Origin of the sequence: Dyella sp. SG562 (assembly GCF_011759495.1) — a bacterium.
Lineage (GTDB): Bacteria > Pseudomonadota > Gammaproteobacteria > Xanthomonadales > Rhodanobacteraceae > Dyella_D > Dyella_D marensis.
Window position 1 is genome coordinate 162,934 of the sequence record NZ_JAAOYS010000005.1, and the last position, 15,555, is coordinate 178,488.

Consider the following 15,555-nt stretch of genomic DNA (forward strand, 5'->3'; position numbering starts at 1 on the left):
CCACGGCACGCCGCCGCCACTCGCCCGCCGCGCCGATGTCCGCCACAATTCCCGCATGACCTCTTCCCTGGCCCTGCCCCTCGACGTGCCGATCGAACCGGGCCTGATGGTCATCCATGGCAACCGCCTGGAAGATCTGCGCGACCTGCTCACCGCCTGGATCCAGCGCACGCCGCTGCGCCCGCTGGAAGACGAACTGATGCTGGTGCAGAGCAACGGCATCGCGCAGTGGCTGAAGCTGGCGCTGGCGCGGCCGCCGCAGGAAGGCGGCCTGGGCATCAGCGCCGCGGTGCAGGTGCAGTTGCCGGGACGCTTTCTATGGGAGGCCTATCGCGCCGTGCTCGGCCGCGATGCGGTGCCGCCCACCTCGCCGTTCGACAAGTCGCGCCTGGCCTGGCGGCTGCTGCGGCTGATCCCGCGGCATCTGGACGACGCCGACTTCCGCCCGCTGCGCGACTTCCTCGGCGAGCAGCCGGACTGGCGCAAGCGCCATCAACTGGCCGCGCGCATCGCCGACCTGTTCGACCAGTACCAGGTTTATCGCGCGCATTGGCTGGCCGACTGGGAACGCGGCGTCGACGCGCTGTACGACGACTGGCGCGGCCGGCACGCGCCGCTGCCGCCGGGCCAGCGCTGGCAGGCGCAGCTGTGGCGCCTGCTGCTGGACGACGTCGGCGGCGAGTTCCGCCACAGCCACCGCGCCGCCGTGCACGCCGCCTTCCTCGCGCGCGCGCAGGCGCTGGCCGAACGGCCCGCGCGGCTGCCGCGGCGCATCGTGGTGTTCGGCATCTCCTCGCTGCCGCTGCAGACGCTGGAAGCGCTCACCGCGCTGGCGCGGCACAGCCAGGTGCTGCTGATGGTGGCCAATCCCTGCCGCCACTACTGGGCCGACATCATCGAAGACCGCGAGCTGCTGCGCGGCGAACGCCGCCGCCAGCCGGGCAAGCCCGGCCTGCCCGAACAGCCGCGCTATGAAGAACTGCATCTGCATGCCAACCCGCTGCTGGCCGCCTGGGGCAGGCAGGGGCGCGATTACATCCGCCTGCTCGACAGCTTCGACCAGCCCGAGCGCTATCGCCGCCGCTTCGCTTCCTGGGGTTCGAGCATCGACCTGTTCGAAGACCCCGGCCGCGACACCCTGCTGCACCAGGTGCAGCAGGCCGTGCTCGACCTGGAACCGCTGCCCGCCGACCCGGCGCAGCGGCAAACCTGGCGCGCGGGCGACGGCTCGCTCAGCTTCCACGTCGCGCACAACGCGCAGCGCGAGGTGGAGATTCTGCACGACCGCCTGCTGGCGCTGTTCGAGCAGGCCCAGCGCGACGGCCGCCCTCTCGCGCCGCGCGACGTGATCGTGATGGTGCCGGACATCCAGAGCTACGCGCCGCACGTGCAGGCGGTGTTCGGGCGCATCCCGCCGGACGATCCGCGCTACCTGCCCTATGCCGTCGCCGACCAGCCGGACCGCGGCGCCGCGCCGCTGCTGGTGGCGCTGGAACATCTGCTGTCGCTGCCGGAGTCGCGCTTCACGGTGAGCGACATCCTCGACCTGCTCGAGGTGCCCGCGCTGCGCCAGCGCTTCGGCCTCGACGAAACCGGCCTGCCCACCCTGCGCCGCTGGATCGAAGGCGCCGGCATCCGCTGGGGCCTGGACGGCGCGCAGAAGGAAAGCCTGGGCCTGCCGCCGCAGGCGCAGAACAGCTGGGCCTTCGGCATGCGCCGGCTGCTGCTCGGCTATGCGGTGGGACACGGCGACACCTGGGCGGAGATGGCGCCCTACGGCGAAGTCGGCGGCCTCGACGCCAGCCTGCTCGGTCCGCTCAGCCGCCTGCTCGACCAGCTCGAACTGCACTGGCACGCGCTGCGCGCGCCCGCCGCGCCGGCCGTCTGGGCGGCGCGCCTGCGCGACCTGCTCGCCGCCTTCTTCGACAGCGCGGACCACACCGACGGCGACCGCCTGCGCCGCCTCGACGAAGCCTTGGACGCCTGGCTGGAAGCCTGCGCCGAAGCGGCGCTGGACGAACCGCTGCCGCTGGAGATCGTGCGCGAGCACTGGCTGGAAAGCATCGACGCCAGCCGCCTGTCGCAGCGCTTCATGGGCGGCGCGGTGGGCTTCGGCACGCTGATGCCGATGCGCGCGATTCCGTTCCGCGTGGTCTGCCTGCTCGGCATGAACGACGGCGACTACCCGCGCCAGCAGGCGCCGGCCGACTTCGACCTGATGGCGCAGCCGGGCCAGGCCATGCCCGGCGACCGCTCGCGCCGCGAGGACGACCGCTATCTGTTCCTGGAAGCGCTGCTGTCCGCGCGCGACACCCTGCACGTGAGCTGGGTCGGCCGCAGCGTGCGCGACAACGCGGTGCTGCCGCCGTCGGTGCTGGTCGGCCAGCTGCGCGACTACCTCGCGGGCGGCTGGCAGGCGGCGGATGGCGAACTGCTGGATGCACTCACCACCGAATACCCGCTGCAGCCGTTCAGCCGGCGCTACTTCGGCGCGGACGGCGACCCGGCCCTGTTTACCTATGCGCACGAATGGCAGCGCGCGCACGCGCTCGACGGGCGGGCGGCGGAAACCGGACCGCTGGCGCCGTGGCTGCCGGAAGCCCCCATCGCACTGGATGCACTGCAAGGCTTCCTGGCCCGCCCCGTGCGCCACTTCTTCAACCAGCGCCTGAAGGTGCATTTCGGCGGCGAGGAAGCCGACACGCTGGACGACGAGCCGTTCGCGCTCGACGGACTGGAGCGCTACCAGGCGATTCTCGGCGTGCTGCAGGCGGCGCTGGTCGCCGATGGCGACCGTGCGCCGCAAGCCGTCAACGACGCCGTGCAGCGGCTGGCCCAGCAGGGCCGCCTGCCCACCGGCGGCTTCGGCGAACTGTGGCAGGACAAGATCGCCGCCGAAGCCGGCGTGCTCGCCGCGCACTGGCATGCCGCCGACCGGCGCTGGCCGCGGGTGGATGACAAGTTCGAGCTGCGCCACGAAGCGCATGGGCTGGTGCTGGAGGACTGGCTGTCCGATCTGCGCCGGCCCGGATCAACCCAGGCAGGCATCGACTTCGTGCGGCTCGAACTGATCCAGGGCCCGCTGCTGGCACGCCCGCGCGGACGCCGCCCGGACAAGCTCGTGGCCGCCTGGGTCGCGCACCTGTTCGCCCACGCGGGCGGGCTGCGGGTGGAGACGCGCGTGGTCGCGGCGGATGCGCAGCCGTATTTCCCTGCGCTGGACCCGCCGCAGGCGCGCGCCCTGCTCGATGCCCTGCTCGATGCGCTGCGCCACGGCATGCGCGCGCCGCTGCCGGTCGCGCGCAAGACCGCCTTCGCCTGGCTGCAGGCCGAACACGAAGGCCGCGACGCCGCGGCCGCCGCGCGCCAGTGCTACGACCGCGACGACAGCGGCCAGCGCTTTGCCGAAGTGGACGAAGACGCTTATCTGCAGCGCGCCTGGCCCGCCTTCGAAGCCATGCACGACGCCGGCTTCGAACACTGGCTGCCGCTGTACCGCGCGATGGCGCAGAACGTGCGCTGGGAGGACGGCGCATGAGCGCGGTGCAGCCGCCGGCCTCCATGACGCTCGATCCGCTGCGCCTGCCGCTGCATGGCGTGCGCCTGATCGAAGCCAGCGCCGGCACCGGCAAGACCTGGACCATCGCCGCGCTGTACCTGCGCCTGGTGCTCGGCCACGGCACCGCCGCGCCGCTGCTGCCGGCGCAGATCCTGGTGCTGACCTTTACCAAGGCCGCCACGGCGGAGCTGCGCGACCGCATCCGCGCGCGGCTGACCGAAGCGGCCGCGGTGTTCCGCGCGCAGAAGGCAGCGGACGAATTCCTCGCCGCGCTGCTCGCCGAATATCCGGAGGCGGACGCGCGCGCCGCCGCCGCGCGCCAGCTCGAACTGGCCGCGCAATGGATGGACGAAGCCGCCGTGCACACCATCCACGGCTGGGCTCAGCGCATGCTGGCGCAGCACGCGTTCGACAGCGGCCATCCGTTCGTGCAGGACATCCAGACCGACGACGGCGACCTGCTCGCCGAGGCGGTGCGCGACTACTGGCGCCTGCAATGCCTGCCGCTGGGCCGCGCTGCCGCCGCGCTGCTGGCGCGCTGGTGGAGCGACCCGCGCGAACTGCAGCAGAGCCTGCGCCCGCTGCTGCGCCAGCCGGTGGCCAACCTGCGCCTGCACGGGCAGCCGCTGCCGCAGACGGCGGACGTGCGCGCGATCCTGGAAGCGCCGCTGGCGCGTGCGCAGGCGGCGATGCAGCGCGCGCGCAGCTTGTGGCTGGCGGATCTCGATGGCATCGAGCGCCAGCTGGACGATGCCCTGCGCGAGAAGGCGCTGAACGGCCGCAGCTATCCGGCCGAGCGCCTGCCGCAGGACCTGGCGGCCTTGCGCGCCTGGGCCGGCGGCGGCGAGGCCGACGACAAGCTGCTGGCGCGGTATGCGCAGTCGCGGCTGGACGGCGCGGCCAACAAGAACCGCACGGCACCCGCGCACGCTGCGTTCGCCGCGATCGACGAGCTGCTGGCCAGCGCCGCCGAACTCGACCTTGCCCGTCCACTGATCCTCGCCCATGCCGTGCCGCGCGTGGCCGAACGCATCGACCTGGCCAAGCGCCGCCGCGCCCTGCTCGGCTTCGACGACATGCTGCGCCGCCTGGACGAAGCCCTGCACGGCCCGGCCGGCGAACGGCTGGCCGGTACCATCGCCGCGCAGTATCCGGTGGCGCTGATCGACGAGTTCCAGGACACCGACCCGCTGCAGTGGCGCATCTTCCATCGCCTGTATGCGGACCGCGCGGAGCTGGGCCTGCTGCTGATCGGCGATCCCAAGCAGGCGATCTATGCCTTCCGCGGCGCCGATATCCATACCTATCTGCAGGCGCGCGCCGCGGCCGCGCCGCCGGTATGGACGCTGGGCACCAACCATCGTTCCACCGCCGCGCTGGTCGCCGCGGTGAACCGCGTATTCGAACAAGGCGACCGCCACGCCGAAGGCGCGTTCGCGTTCGGCCGCGGCGAGCGCGGGCTGCCGTTCCATCCGGTCGCCGCGCGCGGCCGCGAAGCGACCCTGGTGCTCGACGGCGAACCCTTGCCGGCCTTGCAGCTGGCGGTGCTGGACGAAGGCCGCAACGTGGGCAGCACCGCGTATCGCCAGCGCATGGCGGAACAGGCGGCCGCATGGCTGGCCGGCCTGTTCGATGCGGCGCGCGAAGGCCGCTGCGGCTTCGCCACGCCCGATGGCCTGCTGCTGCCGCTGGCGCCGGGCGACGTCGCCATCCTGGTGCGCAGCGGTCGCGAGGCGGCGCTGGTGCGCGCGGCTTTGCGCGACACCGGGCTGCGCAGCGTGTACCTGTCCGATCGCGACTCGGTATTCAGCTCGCCCGAGGCGGCCGACCTGCTGCTGTGGCTGAAGGCCTGCGCGGAACCGGGCTCCGACCGCGCCATGCGCGCCGCGCTGGCCACGCGCAGCCTGGACCGCGGCGACGCCGAACTGGACCGCCTCAATACCGACGAGCGCTGGTGGGAAGCCTGCGGCGAACGCCTGCGCGAACTGCAGCAGACCTGGCGCCGCCACGGCGTGCTGGCCATGCTGCACGACCTGCTGCACGCCTTCGACCTGCCCGCGCGCCTGCTGGCATACGACGGCGGCGAGCGTGCGCTGACCAACCTGCTGCACCTGGCCGAACTGCTGCAGCAGGCGGCCGCCGCGCTGGACGGCGAGCATGCGCTGATCCGCTATCTGGCCGAACAGATCGCCGAGGCGCGCGAAGGCCTGGCCGAGGCCGCCGAGGAACAGATCGTGCGGCTGGAGAGCGAGGCCGAACTGGTCAAGGTGGTGACGGTGCACAAGTCCAAGGGCCTGGAATATCCCCTGGTGCTGCTGCCGTTCGCCTGTGCCGCGCGCGAGGTGAAACGCGACGACCTGTTCGTCTGGCACGACGGCGGCGGCCAGCCGCATATGGACCTGGAACCGGACGACGCGGCCTGGAGCCAGGCCGAACGCGAACGCCTGCAGGAAGACCTGCGCCTGCTCTACGTGGCGCTGACCCGTGCGCGCTATGCGTGCTGGGTGGGCGTGGCCAGCGTGAGCGTGGGCAATGCCAAGGCCTCATCGCTGCACAAGTCCGCGTTCGGCTATCTGCTGGCGGGCGGCACGGCGATCGACGCTTCCGATCTGCTGCCCGCGCTGCTGGCGCTGCGCGGCGGCGAGACCGCCATCGCCGTGGATGCGCTGCCGGACGTGCCGCAGCCGCGCATCGCGCCACCCGCGCCGCACGAACGCGAAGACACGCGACCGGCCCGGACGTATGCCGGCCGTCCCGGCGAACGCTGGTGGATCGCCAGCTACAGCGCGCTGAAGTACGACGAGAGCATCGGCGTGCAGATCTCCGGCGACGCGCCGGCCGCGCCCGAAACGCCGGCGCAGGACGTGCTCGCCGAGGCCGGCGCGGAAAAGCCCGCGCCGGTGGCCGACGCGCAAGGCAGCGGCATCCACGCCTTCCCGCGCGGCGCGGTGGCCGGCACCTTCCTGCACGACCTGCTGGAATGGGCGGCCGAGCAGGGTTTTGCCGAAACCGCCGCCGACCCGCGGCCGCTGGCCGAGCTGATCGCGCGCCGCGTGCAGCGCCACGGCTGGCAGGCGCAGGCCGCGCTGCTGGCGCAGTGGGTGCCGGCGCTGCTGCGCACGCCGCTGCCGCTGGGCGATGGACATGCCGTGGCCCTGGCGGAGCTCGCCGACCCGGCGCGCTACCGCGCCGAGCTGGAATTCTGGTTTGCCGTGCGCGAGGTGGATACGCGGGCGCTGGACCGCCTGGTCACCGCCGGCACGCTGGACGGACGTCCGCGCATGCCGCTGCTGTACGACCGGCTCAACGGCATGCTCAAGGGTTTTATCGATCTGCTGTTCGAGCATGGCGGCCGCTATTACGTGGTCGACTACAAATCCAACTGGCTGGGCGCGGACGCCGGGGCCTACACCGCCGAGGCGGTGCGCGATTCGGTGCTGCGCGAGCGCTACGACCTGCAGTACGCGATCTACACCCTGGCCCTGCACCGCCAGCTGCGCGCGCGCCTGCCGGACTACGACTACGAGCGGCATGTCGGCGGCGTGCTCTATCTGTATCTGCGCGGCCTCGATGGCGAAGGCCATGGTGTGCACTACGAGCGCCTGCCGCTGCGCCTGGTCGAGGCGATGGACCGGCTGTTCGCCGAGGGAGGCCGCGCCGATGCCGCCTGATCAGCGCCTTATTCCCTTGTTCGCCGCCGAGGAGCAGCAGCGCCTGCGGGCGCTGGACGTGGCGTTCGCGCGCTTCCTCGCCGAACTGGATGCACAGGCCGACGGCGCCTGGCTGCTGCTCGCCGCGCTGCTCAGCCGGCGCGTGGCGGACGGGCATCTGTGCCTGGATCTGTCGCTGTGGCAGCCGCTGGCCGAAGAGCAGGCCTGGCCCGCGCCGTGGCGCGAGGCGGTGGCGAACGTGCTCGGCGAACAGCGCGTACCGGCGTGGATCGGCGCCGGCAGCGACGCCACGCCCCTGGTACTGGAAGGCACGCGCCTGTATCTGCGCCGCTACTGGAACCACGAGCGCCAGGTGGCCGAGGCGATCCGCGCACGGCTGGCGCAAGCGCACGCCGCGCCGGCGCATCTGCGCCAGCAGCTGGCGCGCCTGTTTCCCGGCGAAGCCTCGCCCGACTGGCCGCGCATCGCCTGCGCGCTGGCTGCGCGCGGCGCCTTTACCGTCATCACCGGTGGCCCCGGTACGGGCAAGACCACCACCGTGGTGCGCCTGCTCGGCCTGCTGCAGACGCTGCGCCTGCGCGCCGGCGAGCGGCCGCTGCGCATCCGCCTGGCCGCGCCGACCGGCAAGGCCGCGGCGCGCCTGCAGGCTTCGATCCAGGGCCAGCTGGCGCGGCTGGACGTGGACGAAGCGGCGCGCGCGGCCATTCCGGCGCAAGTGGACACGCTGCACCGCCTGCTCGGCGCGCGCCCGGACACGCGCCGCTTCCGCCACGGCGCGGCGCATCCGCTGCCGCTGGACGTGCTGGTGATCGACGAAGCCTCGATGGTCGACCTGGAAATGATGTCCGCCGTGCTTGCCGCGCTGCCGCCGTCGGCGCGGCTGGTGCTGCTGGGCGACAAGGACCAGCTGTCGTCGGTGGAAGCCGGCGCGGTGCTGGGCGATCTGTGCCGGCGCGCCGAGGCGGGGCATTACTCACAGGACACGGCCGCGTGGCTGCATGGCGTATCCGGCGACGACGTCGGCGCGTGGACCGCGGCCGATGCCCAGCCGCTCGACCAGCAGGTGGTGATGCTGCGCCACAGCCATCGCTTCGGCGCGGACAGCGGCATCGGGCGGCTGGCGCAGGCGGTGAATGCGGGCGACATGTCCGCGCTGCGCGCGCTGCTGGCGGCGCCGCGGACGGACATCGCGTGGATGGCGCATGCGGCTGGCCAGGCCGACCTCGCCGAACTGGTGCTGCACGGCGGCGGCGAGCGCTTCGCGGCGGACGACCAGGCGCCGCAGGGTTATCGCCACTATCTCGAATTGCTGCGGCGCGAACGCCCCGCGACCGGTGCGGGCGAGGCCGCGCACGAGGATTGGGCGCATCGCGTGCTCGATGCCTTCGGCCGCTTCCAGCTGCTGTGCGCGCTGCGGCGCGGCGACTACGGCACCGAAGGGCTGAACCGGCAGATCGAGGACATCCTGGGCCGCGCGCGGCTGATCGATCCGGTCCACGTCTGGTACGAAGGGCGGCCGGTGCTGGTCACGCGCAACGACTACAACCTGGGCCTGATGAACGGCGACGTCGGCGTGGCGCTGGCGATGCCCGGCGAGGACGGCGTGCCGCGCCTGCGCGTGGCCTTTGCCGCGGCAGGCCCGTCGGAAGGACCGGACGGCGCGCGCGTGCGCTTCGTGTTGCCGTCGCGGCTGGGCGAGCTGGAAACGGTCTATGCGATGACCGTGCACAAATCGCAGGGATCGGAGTTCGATTCCACCGCCCTGGTGCTGCCGGCGCAGGACAGCGGGATTCTTACCCGCGAACTTTTGTATACCGGGATCACGCGTGCGCGGCGGCGCTTCATGCTGGTGGGCGGGGAGCGGGTGGTGGAGACTGCCGCGCAGCGTTTGACGCTGCGGCATTCGGGCTTGCGGGAGCGGCTGGTAGCGCAGTGATGCGCGGCTTTCCACGCGGCGGCCGGATCGGATCCACTCCATGGGGTACAGCATCCCGATGGACAGGCGATAGCCGAATCGGGCCGGCCGCTCGACCATGGACCACGCGGGAAACCGCGCATGCCTCTCCAGGAAATGACGCCATGATCACCAGAACCAGACTTTGGGTCGCGTTGCTGGCCGTGACCATTCCGCTCTCGCTTCATGCTGCGGATACGCAAACCATCCAGCAGATCAAGGAAGACACCGCAAAGACCATCGCTAAACAACTGCAGGATCCGAACTTCTCCCAAGCCGCGTCGCGTTTGTTCGCCGCGCAGGCTGGCGCAGGCGAGCGCGAAGGCATCTCCCTGCATGCCCTGACCGCAAACCTGGGCCAGAGCGGGGAAATCTCCCGGATCGACGACGCCAACCGCAAGCTCACCGCGGCGAAAGGGCTCAATGGCTGGTCCGAAGGCATACTGCGCCTGCGCATACATCTGCCCAGTCATGCCGCGGGCCGATTGCCCTCGGAACTGGGTGACCTTCTGGTCGCCGTGGAACCCGCCGGCGACGACCGGCATTGGACATCGGTGCCGGCCTTCGATGCCAGCGGCAAGCGCCACGACCTGGATGCGCAGACGCCACCCGCGATCCCCGTGCTGGTTCTGGACCTGGACAGCCAGGAATCGGTGCGCGCCGGTGTCATGCTCATGAACGACGCGCTCCGACAGGCGAATCTGCAGACACGCCATACCGATGCTGCCGAGGAAGGCGCCCAACTGACCGTGCTGACCAAGATCCACCTCAATAACGACGAGGAACCCTGGATCAAGGGCAAGGCGGAGATCTTCGCCATCGTGTCCGGCATAAAACAAGGCAAGGCAGAGCCGCAGGTCGAAGTGAAGGACATGAAGTACCTGGACTACGACAAAACGACTTACAAGCCATACCAGGACATGGTGTCCTGGGCCAACTACGGTGCCGGGGTAGCCAACGTACAGCTGTTCGAGCGCGATCAGGACGACCTCAATTACGCGGAACTCGTCTCGAAAATCCTTGGCGCCCTCATAAACAAGGTACCTGTACCCAAGCCGGCGGCTGCCGCCGTCTCGGCCATCGGCGAGGCCATTCTCGGCGCGCTGCCCAAATCCCTGCTCACCGACAACAACGACTATGTCGACTCGTTCTACCTCGTCGAAAAGGGACGCGGCTATACCGACCTGGTCGGTGCAAGGGCCAATGCCACGGCGAGCTTCTGCCCGCATGTCGTGGGCGTCGACGATTGTCCGCGGCAGTAAGTCACCGGCGGCGTGCCGGCGGGACGCCGCCGCACGCCGTCACCAGCAGGCGCCATTTCCGTTTGCCGCAGCGTCGCCGGCCTCCGGGAGTTTCCGGCCGGTGTCGTCGATGGCCAGCGCGCCGCAGTGATCGTCCTTCTGGACCCGCACCGGCTGTGCCGTCGCCATAAAGGACTGCATGCTCCCGCCCGAGCCCAGGCTCAGCCTGGCCAGGTAGTGCCCACGCACGGATGGCACAGGCTCCGCAAAACCCAGTTCGGCCAGCGCGCCGTAACGGCCATAGCTGGCGTAGTAGCGCTCCTGCGCCTGGGCGATGCGCAGCAGCAGCTCCTTGCCTTCGATGCGGCGCACGCGATACGCATGCTGCCGGTAGGCAGGCACGGCCAGCGCGGCCAGCACGGCGGCGATGGCCAGGGCAGCCAGAAGCTCGATAAGGGAAAAGCCGCGCGGCACGCGGGGCACCTCAGTCGCCTCCGGCCACGAACACGCTCCGCGCCACGCGCACCGTATTCGCGTCGCTCCCCACGGCTCGCGCGACGATGCGGTAGACGCAGCCCGCGGCACCCGCTGCCGTGCCCGGCGCGGCCGGCCAGGCCGGACCGAGGCTCTCGATCAGGTAGGACGGAGGCTGTGCCAGCACGGCGGTCCTGCGCGCATCGTCTTCCAGGCCAAGGCCTGCCTGGGTGGTGAAGTCGTGGCGGCCATCGGTGCCCCGATACGCTGCCGGGTGCGCCGGATCGAAAGCAGCGCAGTCGCTCACGGGTGCCGCCGAAGCATCGCGCCATAGTTTCCACTCGGCGCCGCGCAGCGCCGACTCCGCGGCCATCCCGGCCAGTTGCGCGCTGCGCTGATGGCCGGCCATGCGCTGCTGCAGCAGCGCATGGTCGAGCGCACCCGCCGCGAGCATCGCCGACAGCAGCAGGAAGATCAGCGCCAGCACCAATACGATGCCGCGCTGCCGCGCACGGCCGGCAGCACGTTGCCCATCATGGGATCGGCGCATGGGGATTCCTCGCCAAAGCGGCCTCAGGGCGATAGCTGCGCAGCGCGACCAGCGCGCTGAACTCGCGGCGCAGCATCCGTGGATCGAAGCCCTGTTCGGCCGGACGCAGCTTGCGCGTGGCTGCCTCGGGCGCGGCGGGCCTCTGATCGCCGTCGATGCTGTAGGCGTAGTGCGTTGCGTCCGCGCCCGATGCCGCGTGTACCTGCTGGCCATCCACCAGCAGATGGACTTCGATCGATTTCACCGCATGCCAAAGGCAACCGTAGTCGTCGTCGGCTACATCGGATGGAAGCTGCGGACAGGCGATACTGCCGCCGGCCCGGTCGTCGACCTGCGCGGCGGCGAGATAGCGCGTGGCGCCGGCGGCGTCCTCCACGCCATAGCGGAGGTCCAGCCGCTCCACCCCGCGCACGACTTCGCTGGCACTGCCGTTTTCGCGCCGCATCAGGGCGCCGGTGGTGACGCCATCGCCGGCATCCACTACCTGCAGGTAGTAAGTGACGGTGCGGAAGTCGCGGTTGAAGTCGAACAGGCGCGGGGCGTTGAACGACGGCGGCATGCGCGGCATCGCCAGGTTGCGGCCGGTCTCCGGCGCATCGGGATAGAACGTATCGCCGCCCTGCAGGTTCGCCGAGAAGATCTGCGCGAGCGGGCAGTCGGCGAGCATCAGCAGATCGCCCGGCTGGTAAACCTCGGCGATCGCCGGCTCGCCTGCGCCAGGCCGGATAACGAGATGATGGATCGCGCCGCCTACGCTGCCGGCGATCGCCGCGGCATCGCCTGCCGCCCATCCGCTGTCCGGATCCAGATAACGCAGCGTAAGCACGCCGGCGCCGATCACGCGCTGCCCCACGCTACGCCCCATCGCCGGCAGGCCGGGCGGGGCCGCGGGCACGCAACTCGTTCTGCCGCAGTCGTAGCCGCGCATCGACAGGAAGCGCGGAAAGCGATATGGCGCAGCCGGTGAGGATGGATACGGCGCATGGCCCCACCGCGTGGTGAGGTCATGCAGCGCACCCATCAACCCGCTGGCCTGCACGATGGGAACGGCGCCGGCGCGGCCGCAGTAGAACGCACTCGCCATGCGCAGATCGCGGGTGAGGCGCGCCATGGCATAGCGGCCGCTCTCCTGCAGCAGGGCGAGCTGGGTCTGCGTACGGTAGCTGGCGGAGGTGGCCACGAAGACGGCAACGAAGCCGCCGGCCACCATCAGGCCCAGCACCATCGCCACCATCAGCTCGATCAGCGAGTGGCCGCGTACGCAGCGCTCCAGCGACGGCACGTTCATGGCTGGAACACCCACGCGAAGCTGCGCAACGCCGCGCCACGATGCGCGTCGCCGCCTGCGCCACGCTCGAGCCAGCGCACCGTCATCGTGCACAGGCCGGCGAACGGTGGCGGCAGCCGCAGCTGTTCGGCGGTGAGCGCAACGCCGATGCCGCGGTCGCAGCGAATGGCGCCCTTGCCTTCCGGCAGCACGGTCCGCAGGCGCGCCGCCCACAATGCGCGGTCGTGCTTCGCCAGCGCTTCGGGCATGCACCCCATGACGGTGTCGCAGGCCGAAGCGCCGGCGTCCGCTTCGCCATCGTAGGCACCGCTCCACACCGCGGCGGGATTCGCGCGCATGCGTTCGGCCATGTCGCTGGCGAGAAAGCTGGCCTGGGTGCGCAGGTAGGCCGTGTGGCTGGAACGCGTGGCCAGCAGCATCCAGCCGCTGATGCCGATGGCGCCAATGCTGAAGATGGCGAGGGCGACCAGGACTTCGAGCAGGGAGGCGCCGCGTTCGGGCGTTGGGGTGAGCATCGGGTTCCGTCCGTGGGGGGAGGATGCTCAGCTTAGGCAGGGCGGGAGTTGCTGGAAGAGGTGGCGGTGTTTTTCTGCGGGGCGTGCAGAAGTGGGGCGCGGAAGGGGAAAAGCTAGAGGTGCATCACGAGGGCGGTGCGCGATGCTTCGCTGATTGAGGCATCGGGTTTGGAGACAATCGGCGCGTTTTGAGCACGCGATGAAGAGCTTTGCGGGTGCCGTGGCCGTCAGCTCAGCGCTCCGGCCGGCCCCTCACCCCGACCCTCTCTCCCACAGGGACTACCTTCGGGTCGCCCGGAGGGGAGAGGGAGCCGAAGCGGTGAGGCAAGCTTAGGCGATGACTGCGTCGTCTTCCGCCGCGACAAACCCACCCGTCTGCCGCTTCCACAAGCGCGCATACAGGCCGTCGTGCGCGATCAGCTCCGCATGCGTGCCGGTTTCCACGATATGCCCCTTTTCCATCACCACCAGCCGGTCCATCCGCGCGATGGTGGACAGGCGATGGGCGATGGCGATCACCGTCTTGCCGCGCATCAGCAGTTCCAGGCTGTCCTGGATTGCCGCCTCCGCTTCGGAATCCAGCGCCGAGGTGGCTTCGTCCAGGATCAGGATCGGCGCGTCCTTCAGCAGCACGCGCGCGATGGCGATGCGCTGGCGCTGGCCGCCGCTCAGTTTCACGCCGCGCTCGCCGACATGCGCGTCGTAGCCGGTGCGGCCTTCGCCATCCACCAGCTGCGGAATGAATTCGTCGGCGCGGGCCTTGCGCACGGCCTCGCGGATGTCTTCCTCGGTGGCGTCGGGGCGGCCGTACAGCAGGTTGTCGCGGATCGAGCGGTGCAGCAGCGAGGTGTCCTGGGTGACCACGCCGATCTGCGAGCGCAGGCTTTCCTGCTGCACCTGGGCGATGTCCTGGCCGTCGATCAGGATGCGGCCGCCTTCCAGGTCGTACAGGCGCAGCAGCACGTTCACCAGGGTGGATTTGCCGGCGCCGGAAGGGCCGACCAGGCCGATCTTCTCGCCGGGGCGCACCGCCAGGTCCAGGCCGGCGATCACGCCGCCCTGCTTGCCGTAGTGGAAATGGATCTCGTCGAAGCGCACGGCGCCGTGGCTCACCTGCAGCGGCACGGCGTCCGCGCGGTCCTGCACCAGGCGCGGCCTGGCGATGGTTTCCAGGCCGTCCTGCACGGTGCCGACGTTTTCGAAGATGCCGTTGACCACCCACATGATCCAGCCGGACATGTTGTGGATGCGGATGACCAGGCCGGTGGACAGCGCGATCGCGCCCACCGTCACCCGGCCCTGGCTCCACAGCCACACCGCCAGCGCCGAGGTGCCGACGATCAGCAGGCCGTTGAGCGCGCTGATGGTGGCGTCCATGGCGGTGGTGAGGCGGGTCATCGCGCGCATGCGCTGGATCTGCTCGCCCATCGCCTCGGCCACGTAGGCCTCCTCGCGGCGGGTATGCGCGAACAGCTTCAGGGTGAGGATATTGCTGTAGCCGTCGACGATGCGGCCCATCAGGCGCGAGCGCGCTTCGGACTGCTTCCAGGAGCGCTCCTTGGTGCGCGGCACGAAGTACGCCAGGGTGATCACGTACAGCACCAGCCAGGCCAGCAGCGGCGCGGCCAGCCACACGTCGGCGTGGGCGAACATCACCAGGGCGCTGCCGGTGTAGATGGTGACGTACCAGATCGCATCGACAATCTGCACCGCCGATTCGCGCAGCGAGCCGGCCGTCTGCATGATGCGGTTGGCGATGCGGCCGGCGTAGTCGTTCTGGAAGAAGCCCAGGCTCTGGCGGATCACATAGCGGTGGTTCTGCCAGCGGATGCGGCTGGTGAGGTTGGGCACGATGGCCTGGTTCACCAGCAGGTCGTGCAGCAGGATCAGCACGGGGCGCGCAAGCAGGGTGACAAACACCATCCACATGAGCTCGTTGCCGTGCTCGGCGAAGAAGCCAGGGGTGGGCACGCCCTTGGCCAGGTCCACGATGCGGCCGATAAAGCCGAACATCGCCACTTCCACGATGGCCACGCCGAAGCCGACCACGATCGCCGCGGCGAACACCGGCCACACCTGGCGCAGATAGAACACATAGAAACGCCAGACCGAGTCCGGCGGCATGCCGTCCTCGGGTTCCTTGAAGGCGTCGATCAGGGATTCGAACCAGCGGAAGATCATGGGGAGGTCCTGCCATGCCAGGCGAGGCATGGTGCCTGAAAAGGGGGTGAGGGGGATGACAAGTTGAGGGCCGCGGAGCGGCGGCACAAGTGGGCGTAGGTTGGGGTGAGCGCAGCGAACCC

At 70.5% G+C, this 15,555-nt stretch carries 9 protein-coding genes; 4 read left to right on the forward strand and 5 right to left on the reverse strand.

Annotated features, from left to right (window positions below):
• The first annotated feature begins 55 nt into the window (after window positions 1-55).
• The 4 genes from recC (at window position 56) to FHW84_RS11745 (ending at window position 10,446) form a co-directional block, all read left to right on the forward strand.
• Window positions 56-3,538 (forward strand): exodeoxyribonuclease V subunit gamma, encoded by a 3,483-nt coding sequence (gene recC / locus FHW84_RS11730; protein WP_167255652.1) that lies wholly within the window; start codon window positions 56-58, stop codon window positions 3,536-3,538.
• Window positions 3,535-7,230 carry an exodeoxyribonuclease V subunit beta gene (gene recB / locus FHW84_RS11735; RefSeq protein WP_243868079.1) on the forward strand — a complete coding sequence of 1,232 codons (3,696 nt, stop codon included), beginning with the start codon at window positions 3,535-3,537 and terminating at the stop codon, window positions 7,228-7,230. The genes recC and recB overlap by 4 nt, the downstream gene beginning before the upstream one ends.
• The gene (gene recD / locus FHW84_RS11740; RefSeq protein ID WP_167255654.1) at window positions 7,220-9,166 is read left to right on the forward strand and encodes an exodeoxyribonuclease V subunit alpha; all 1,947 of its coding nucleotides are present in this window, start codon (window positions 7,220-7,222) and stop codon (window positions 9,164-9,166) included. Before recB ends, recD begins: the two co-directional genes overlap by 11 nt.
• Before the next feature lie 143 nt (window positions 9,167-9,309).
• Window positions 9,310-10,446: a DUF3103 family protein gene (locus FHW84_RS11745; protein ID WP_167255656.1), complete on the forward strand. Its 1,137-nt coding sequence runs from the start codon at window positions 9,310-9,312 to the stop codon at window positions 10,444-10,446.
• A gap of 39 nt (window positions 10,447-10,485) precedes the next feature.
• Here FHW84_RS11745 and FHW84_RS11750 read toward each other — a convergent pair whose 3' ends face one another.
• The 5 genes from FHW84_RS11750 to FHW84_RS11770 form a co-directional block, all read right to left on the reverse strand.
• Window positions 10,486-10,899, reverse strand: a complete 414-nt coding sequence (locus FHW84_RS11750; RefSeq protein ID WP_167255658.1) for a type IV pilin protein — start codon at window positions 10,897-10,899, stop codon at window positions 10,486-10,488.
• 10 nt (window positions 10,900-10,909) lie between these two features.
• Window positions 10,910-11,449: a PilX N-terminal domain-containing pilus assembly protein gene (locus FHW84_RS11755; RefSeq protein WP_167255660.1), complete on the reverse strand. Its 540-nt coding sequence runs from the start codon at window positions 11,447-11,449 to the stop codon at window positions 10,910-10,912.
• A complete protein-coding gene (locus FHW84_RS11760) occupies window positions 11,433-12,737 on the reverse strand; it encodes a PilW family protein (protein ID WP_167256019.1) in 1,305 nt (434 codons plus the stop codon). The genes FHW84_RS11755 and FHW84_RS11760 overlap by 17 nt, the downstream gene beginning before the upstream one ends.
• On the reverse strand, window positions 12,734-13,252 hold the full coding sequence (gene pilV / locus FHW84_RS11765; RefSeq protein ID WP_167255662.1) for a type IV pilus modification protein PilV: 519 nt from the start codon (window positions 13,250-13,252) through the stop codon (window positions 12,734-12,736). Before pilV ends, FHW84_RS11760 begins: the two co-directional genes overlap by 4 nt.
• 330 nt (window positions 13,253-13,582) lie before the next feature.
• Window positions 13,583-15,430, reverse strand: a complete 1,848-nt coding sequence (locus FHW84_RS11770; protein WP_167256021.1) for an ABC transporter ATP-binding protein — start codon at window positions 15,428-15,430, stop codon at window positions 13,583-13,585.
• Window positions 15,431-15,555 lie beyond the last annotated feature (125 nt).

Bases quoted from the DNA above. Each gene is read 5' to 3' on its own strand.
- FHW84_RS11745 (WP_167255656.1), top strand. From the start codon at position 9,310: ATGATCACCAGAACCAGACTTTGGGTCGCGTTGCTGGCCGTGACCATT.
- recD (WP_167255654.1), top strand. From the start codon at position 7,220: ATGCCGCCTGATCAGCGCCTTATTCCCTTGTTCGCCGCCGAGGAGCAG.
- FHW84_RS11755 (WP_167255660.1), bottom strand. From the start codon at position 11,449: ATGCGCCGATCCCATGATGGGCAACGTGCTGCCGGCCGTGCGCGGCAG.
- pilV (WP_167255662.1), bottom strand. From the start codon at position 13,252: ATGCTCACCCCAACGCCCGAACGCGGCGCCTCCCTGCTCGAAGTCCTG.
- FHW84_RS11760 (WP_167256019.1), bottom strand. From the start codon at position 12,737: ATGAACGTGCCGTCGCTGGAGCGCTGCGTACGCGGCCACTCGCTGATC.
- recB (WP_243868079.1), top strand. From the start codon at position 3,535: ATGAGCGCGGTGCAGCCGCCGGCCTCCATGACGCTCGATCCGCTGCGC.
- recC (WP_167255652.1), top strand. From the start codon at position 56: ATGACCTCTTCCCTGGCCCTGCCCCTCGACGTGCCGATCGAACCGGGC.